The organism is Megasphaera sp. SW808, from assembly GCF_012027795.1.
In the GTDB taxonomy this organism is placed as follows: domain Bacteria; phylum Bacillota; class Negativicutes; order Veillonellales; family Megasphaeraceae; genus Megasphaera; species Megasphaera stantonii.
This window is the reverse complement of record NZ_SJOT01000044.1, coordinates 1-7,322: the sequence shown is the minus strand read 5'-3', so window position 1 is coordinate 7,322 and position 7,322 is coordinate 1. Positions and strand designations below refer to the sequence as shown.

The window sequence follows — 7,322 nt, the reverse complement described above, 5'->3', positions numbered from 1 at the left end:
GTTTCTGTCAAATATATACCCACAACAACTTGACACTGTCTGTTATACCTGCTGTCGTTGAATTTTGCCGCCAATATTGATACTATATACGTAACAGGACAATATCAATCAGCGTAATGGTAAGCGTAACAATATCGGTAACATATTCATGATGGAGGAGAGCCATGGGAATCTATTTAAATCCAGGCAGCGACAAATTTCAGGAAGCGCTGCGCTCTGCTATATATGTAGATAAAAGCGGTATGATTGCCTATACGAATCGTATATTTAAATCATCCAATAAGTATATCTGTGTCAGTCGTCCCCGGCGATTCGGAAAATCCATGGCGGCTAATATGTTGTCGGCATATTATGACAGGACTGTAGACGGCAGCATGGTGTTTCGAGGATTAGATATTGCCGGCGATGCAGATTTTGATACGTATCGGAATCAATGTGATGTGTTATTCCTCAACATGCAGGAATTTTTGAGTCAAACAAACTCTATGGAAGATATGCTGGCGTTGGTCAGACGGTCTGTGTTATGGGATATATGTATGACATATCCAGATTATATGTATTTTGATAAGCAAAATTTGAGTCGTACCATGGCCGACGTATATATGCAGTCAAAGCGTCCCTTTGTCGTCATTATCGACGAATGGGACTGCATTTTCCGCGAATACCGAAACGATTACCAGGCTCAGCGGCAGTATTTGGATTTCCTGCGTGACTGGCTCAAAGACAAGGCCTACATTGGCTTGGCTTATATGACGGGCATTCTGCCTATTAAAAAGTATGGGACTCATTCGGCACTGAATATGTTTACGGAGTTTTCCATGACTGATGCGGGAAAATTGGCTCCATACGTAGGATTTACAGAGGAAGAAGTGCGTGGTTTATGCGTACAATATGATATGAATTTCATGGAAATGAAAGACTGGTATGACGGGTACTATTTTGACGAGGTAGGTTCTATTTATAATCCCCGTTCGGTTGTAGAAAGTCTCAGTTCGCATAAGTTTAACACCTACTGGAGCCAGACGGAAACCTTTGAAGCGTTGAAAATCTATATCGACATGAACTTCGCCGGCCTGCGGGATACCATTGTCAAGCTCATGGCTGGCGGACGTCAGAAAATTGACACGCGGTCTTTCGTCAACGACATGACGACCTTCCATTCGGCCGACGACGTGCTGACCTTGCTCGTTCATTTAGGGTATTTAGGCTATGATTTCGATACGAAGGAAGTTTTTATTCCCAATCGGGAAATCATGGGCGAATACGTGACGGCGACGCGGGTATCCCAGTGGTCAGAAATTATTCATTCCGTGCTGCAGTCGGACAAGCTTCTACAGGCTACGTGGAACGGCGACGAAGAGGCCGTAGCGAAAGGCATGGAGGAAGCGCACTTAAATACGTCTCATCTGCAATACAATGACGAAAATGCTTTGAGCTATACCGTCTCGCTGGCCTATTACAGCGCGCGGCAGTACTATACGATCATCCGCGAACTGCCGACAGGCAAGGGCTTTGCCGATATGGTATTTCTTCCGAAGAAAAAATACGCCGATAAGCCGGCTATGGTCGTAGAGCTGAAATGGGATGACAATGCCGATACAGCATTGCGGCAAATACGGGATAAACACTATACGGAGGCTTTGAAGGATTACAAAGGAAATGTCCTCTGCGTCGGCATTACATATGACCGAGGCAGCAAGAAGCATACTTGCCGTATAGAAAAAGAAACAACATAATATCGTATGAATATATTTAGAAGCAATGGCAGGGAGTATATCTCATTAAGTCATTGCTTTTTCTTTTGCCAGAAAAAATGAAACGACATGTTTTGAAGGGATTGCGACTACGAAGCACATTGCTCGATATGGCCGAAAACTCGGAGAGAGAATGAAATTTTTGTCCCATTCAGAGTCGGGCCGATGGTACGATTTATGTAGTGTATAAGCGGCAAATATGCTATAATACAATATGATAAAAGCGTATTAAGTACGGTTTGAGGAGTCGCACTATGAGTTCATTAGCTATTTTGATTTTGACGAAAAATGAAGAGGGGAATATCGTAGACGTCGTTCGTAACGCCAAGACATGTACGGACGAAGTCATCATCATAGATTCGGGCAGTACGGACCGGACGGTAGAATTAGCAGAACGAGAAGGAGCTAAAGTAGCCTTTCGTGCCTGGGATGGAGACTTTTCCGCGCAGCGGAATTTTGCCTTGTCGCAGACAGAGGCTGACTGGGTATTGTACGTCGATGCGGACGAACGAATTACGCCGGCGTTAGGGGCGGCTATACGAGATATAGTACAGCATGGCGCGTTGGATACACAGTATTCTGTTAAACGGAAATCTGTCGCCTTCGGCGTGACCTTCAATCACGGCGTTTTAAATCCGGATCATGTCTTGCGCATGTTTCCTCGCAATTTGGTGACGTGGGTCCATAAAGTGCACGAACATCCCGAATGCCCTTTGCCGAAGCAAAACCTGCCGGGGTATTTTGAACATTATGCCTACACGGACTGGCATGAATGGGAAGAAAAGCTGTGTTTGTACACGACGATTTGGGCGCAGGATGCATTTAAAAGAGGAAAGAGGACTTCTTTATCAGGCATATTGCTCCATAGCATTGGGGGATTCTTTAAAATGTTTGTATTGCGTAAAGGGTTTCTAGATGGGTGGATCGGATCTTATTTATGTTGCACTCATTTCTTTTATACAATGTTAAAATATATAAAATTGCATGAGCTGCAAAGAAAGTGTGAAAATAAATGAGAATAGCCATTTTGGAGTCTATTGTCATGCCGGCTGGACATGAAGTTGAATTTGATAGAATTTTAGTCGATGAGTTAAAACGCCAGGGGCATACGCCTGTATTTTTTGTGCCTGAACGTTTTCCGTTCAAGCTGGATTATCATTGCGATGTCGATTATTTAACCGGCGGAGAGGTTGTTACCTATGCGGGCGCCGGCAAATTGAAGAAGATATTTCTCTCTATACGCAGAGAACGGCGGAGAATTGCTTGGTTTAATTCGGCGTATGAAAAAGCCTGCGCAGGAACCTGCGACGCGATTATTATTCCTACGGGCACATGGCGATACATCCGCACGGTATTGAATAGTAAGCTAAAAGATTCTCCTGTACCCGTATATATGATTTTTCACGGGATTAATCCGCATGAGCAGCCGAAATTTGAAAAACAGGCGCGCAGGGTAGAAGCGTATAAGCAAATCCATCTGAAGGTCATCACTTTGCGGGATGATTTTCAGAATAGCGGCCTTAGGAACGTTGATTTAATTGCGCCTCCTGTGTTTAAGCCTCAGGATATGCCCGTCGATACGTCTCTGCATATTACGCCGCCAGTCAAAATTGGCTTTTTCGGACAATTCCGCAAGGAAAAGAATTTAGGCTTCTTTTTAGAAGCGTTTACGAAAGCGAAATTTTCTGTGCCGGTAGAGCTTATCGTCCAAGGAGCAACGGCGAAGCCGGAAGACGGAGAAATTTTTGATAATTATGCTAAAGACTATGCAGATTATAAAAATATTACTTTTTGGCATAAAAATCTGATTGGCTTGGAATGGCAAAAAGCGTTGCTCAGCGTTGACGCCATCATGATGCCGTATGCGGCTGAACGGTATCGATATCATTGGGGCGCCATGCTGTTTACGGCGATCGGGTTTTATAAGCCTGTATTAGCATCGCCGGAATTAAATCCGGAAGTGCTGGAAAAATATAAAATTGGCATGGCAGTGGATTTAAGTTCTGTTGATTCTTTTGCAAGGCAGTTGGAACGATTTGTGGATGATCTAGTAAAAAATGGTTCTCTATATATAACAAATTTAAAAGCAGCAAATTTGGAATATAGTCATGAAGCGTTGATTTCTAATATTTTGTGCAATTAGTAAAAAATATTAGATTCAGAAAATTTGTAAAAGTAAGGTTATACAATGATGATTGAAAATAGCTTTTTTAATCGGTTCAGAAAAAAAAGAATTTTAATTTTAGTTCCCCATCCAGATGACGAAATAAATATTGCTGGTTCTGTTATTTATGGAGCGTCACTTGTTAATAGCGAGATTTTTATTGTATATGCTACAAATGGTGACTATGAATATAGGGCAGAAGTCCGATTGCATGAAGCTATAAAAGCTTCAATGGTTTTGGGTGTGCCAGAAAATCATATCATATTTATGGGATATGGAGATACGTTAAATGTGGAGGGGGAGCATTCTCATATTTTTTATTCTCAAAAGAATAGTGTTATTTCACATGCTGGACGTAAAGAAACATATGGAATAGAAGGGCATCCAGAATATATATATAATAAAGAGAAAATTCATCATGCATATTCAAAACATAATTATTGTGCGGATTTAGAGAATATAATTCTTTCTATTCGTGCAGAATATATTTTTGCAGTAGATTTTGATTGGCATGCTGACCATCGTATGTTATCCTTGTCTTTTGAACAAGTTATGGGGAAGATTCTGCGGCAGAAAGGGAATACATATCATCCGTATGTGTATAAAGCATTTGCATACTGTACTGCTTATGAAACATTGGACGATTTTTATGCCGTAAATCTGGGTTCGACGTTGAATCCTGATCAGCTTCATGATAAAGGCCTTACGGGATTGTTTGTATATAAATGGAGTGAGCGAATTCGTTTTCCAGTTCCTGATCGTTGTTGGAATGTGTTTTTGAAAAAGAATATTTTGTTTAAAGCCTTATGTTGTCATTATTCTCAGAGTGCTGGGTTGCATGCAGGGCAGATTATTAATAGTGACAAAATTTTTTGGATGCGCAGAACGGATAGTATATCTTATCAAGCTGATATAATGTGTACCTCCTCTCTGGATACTGTAGAAAAAGTATGTGATTTTAGTTTAATGAATACCAATGATATTGATAGATATACGCCATGTCCGTCAGATTATTGTTGGATTCCAGAGAAATCAGATATGGTTAAAATGGTCACCTTTTCTTGGGATACATATCAGGAGATTTCATATTTTCGTATTTTTGGTAATATCAGTAGCAAATCTCGCATCAGTAAATTAAAAATAGAATTTGATACGGGATATTCTTTAGAATTAGGTGCTTTACCAGTAAATGGTAATCCAATTTCCAGAGCAATTCCGATACAGAAAACGAAAAAATGTTCTGTGCAAATATTAGAGTACAGTGGAGAACAAGTCGGTTTGTCAGAATGCGAATTTTACTCTCAAAATGATAATATCGATGAACCGTTTATAAAAATTATGGTGAATGATAATTTCATTTATCAATATATACTTGACAAGCGAATAAGGAAACTTCCGTTACAGATATATCGGTATGCAACAGAGAACCCTGTTTATTTTGAAGTTTTGCAAGGTGGAAAGAGTTATGTTGACGATAAGATTCTCTATATTGATAAATCCGTCAATAGCATTGTTATCAAAGCAAGTGTAATTAATCATCCAGAGATATATGATAAAATTGTCATATATCGCCTTGCTAAATGGAAACAGATAATATTGCGTATAAAACAACAATATGAGCGATTTTGTGTACGGAGAAAAATACGTAAAATTGCGAGAAAAATGGCTAAAAGTAAGCAATATTTAAATAACGGCTGAGGCACTAAGGAGGAGATAAAATGCATATTGCTTTATTGTGTTTTGGCATTTCATCAATTGCAAATGTTTCTGGAACAGAAAGAGTTTTTGTAGAAATGGCTAACGCTCTAACTGAACGAGGGCATGTGATATACTCTATCTGGAATGATGAACCAGGTGTAACTCCTTTTTATAATTTTCAGTCGTCAGTACATCAAATTAATTTGGGATTAGGGAAAATAAAAGTTCCCTTTCAATATAAAGTATTACGAGAATTAAATAAGGGATTACACATTAATGCAGTCAATCGTGTTGATAAATATAAGACAGAGCGCTTATGCTGCAAGCTGAAAGAAAATTTGGATATTAAAAATATAGATGTAGTAATCTGCTTCGAGTTCAATAGTGTTATGGTAGCAAATCGGCTTTTTAAAGGGCAAGTTCCTATTATCACTATGGTACATGCATCAGTAAAAGATCAGATTGCATCACTAACACCATTGCAACGCAAAGAAGCTAGTAAAGTCGACATGTATCAAGTGCTTATGCCAAGTTTTGTGGAGGAAGCTAAAGCATTGATTGCAACAAATGTTTGCTGCATTCCCAATGTTGTACCCCAGGTAGAAGATTGTGAGGTGGCTGACCTGCGTGAAGTAAAAAATACTTATAAAATATTGTTAGTAGGAAGAATTGAAAAATACCGAAAGAGACCTTTTGTTGCTATTCAAGCATTTGCTAAGTTAGCAAATAAATTTTCAAATTGGGAACTTTGTTACTATGGTCCGATAATGGATGCAGAATATAAAAATGAAATTGATCGATTTGTTTTGGATCATGATTTGCAGGAAAAGGTAATATATGGTGGAATTGTAAAACAACCTAAGAAAATTTTGAAAGATGGAGATATATTTGCTTTTCCATCTTCAGAGGAAGGTTTTGGTTTAGCGCTAGCAGAGGCTAATGCTATGGGCATTCCTGGTATTGGATTTGCGTATGCCAGAGGGGTCAATGAATTGATTGTAGATGGAAAAACTGGATACTTGGCTAATAATGAAGAAGAATATATAAAAAAGATGGAAAAATTAATGGTGAATAAAGCATTAAGAGTTCAAATGGGGCTTGCTGCGAGAGAAGAAATGAAGAAATATGCTCCGGATAAAATTTGGAAAAAGTGGGAAGATTTATGTGTTTTGGTAACAAAGTCACATGAAAAATAGATGTAAAAGATATAGATATTTCTTTGAAATTAGTAGAAATAGAGGAGCCATTATGTATGATTAATGTGAGTGATAAAATAATATCCATAATTGAGATTATATATTTGTTTTTTTTATGCTCAACTATTAGTAATGCCGGGTATAGCATTAGTTATGCTTTACTTATTATATGCATGGTGATTTGTTTGGCAAAGACACATAAAAATTTTCAATTTCCAGATAAGCAATTTATATCAATTTATTTAGTATTCATGTGTTCGTTGGTGATTGCAGCCATGCTTAGCGGAGATGGAAAATCCCTGCAGTCTACAATAAAGTACATATATTGGACGTTGCCATTTTTTGTTTTATATACGATTAATCAAAGAAGTTTTTATCATCAAAGTGTTCAGTGGGGAACATCTTTAGCTTCTATTATATTGAGCGGGTATGTCCTGTTTATTTTTTTCTTTTTACCTCATGGGGAGCGTATTAGTGGATTTTTTCGTAATCCCAATGATTATGCAATGG

At 38.6% G+C, this 7,322-nt stretch carries 6 protein-coding genes; all 6 read left to right on the top strand.

What is annotated here, in order from left to right:
- Window positions 1-164: 164 nt before the first annotated feature.
- Window positions 165-1,736, top strand: coding sequence for an AAA family ATPase (locus E0L13_RS11455; RefSeq protein WP_168062529.1), 1,572 nt, complete (start codon window positions 165-167; stop codon window positions 1,734-1,736).
- A 290-nt stretch (window positions 1,737-2,026) separates the two neighbouring features.
- Window positions 2,027-2,770 carry a glycosyltransferase family 2 protein gene (locus E0L13_RS11450; RefSeq protein ID WP_240924739.1) on the top strand — a complete coding sequence of 248 codons (744 nt, stop codon included), beginning with the start codon at window positions 2,027-2,029 and terminating at the stop codon, window positions 2,768-2,770.
- Window positions 2,767-3,897 (top strand): glycosyltransferase family 4 protein, encoded by a 1,131-nt coding sequence (locus E0L13_RS11445; protein WP_168062525.1) that lies wholly within the window; start codon window positions 2,767-2,769, stop codon window positions 3,895-3,897. Before E0L13_RS11450 ends, E0L13_RS11445 begins: the two co-directional genes overlap by 4 nt.
- 45 nt (window positions 3,898-3,942) lie before the next feature.
- The gene (locus tag E0L13_RS11440) at window positions 3,943-5,616 is read left to right on the top strand and encodes a PIG-L family deacetylase (RefSeq protein ID WP_168062523.1); all 1,674 of its coding nucleotides are present in this window, start codon (window positions 3,943-3,945) and stop codon (window positions 5,614-5,616) included.
- A gap of 20 nt (window positions 5,617-5,636) precedes the next feature.
- Window positions 5,637-6,812 (top strand): glycosyltransferase, encoded by a 1,176-nt coding sequence (locus E0L13_RS11435; RefSeq protein ID WP_168062521.1) that lies wholly within the window; start codon window positions 5,637-5,639, stop codon window positions 6,810-6,812.
- Window positions 6,813-6,868: 56 nt separating this feature from the next.
- Window positions 6,869-7,322 (top strand): hypothetical protein (locus E0L13_RS11430; protein ID WP_168062519.1); only part of this gene is annotated, 454 nt, incomplete at its 3' end.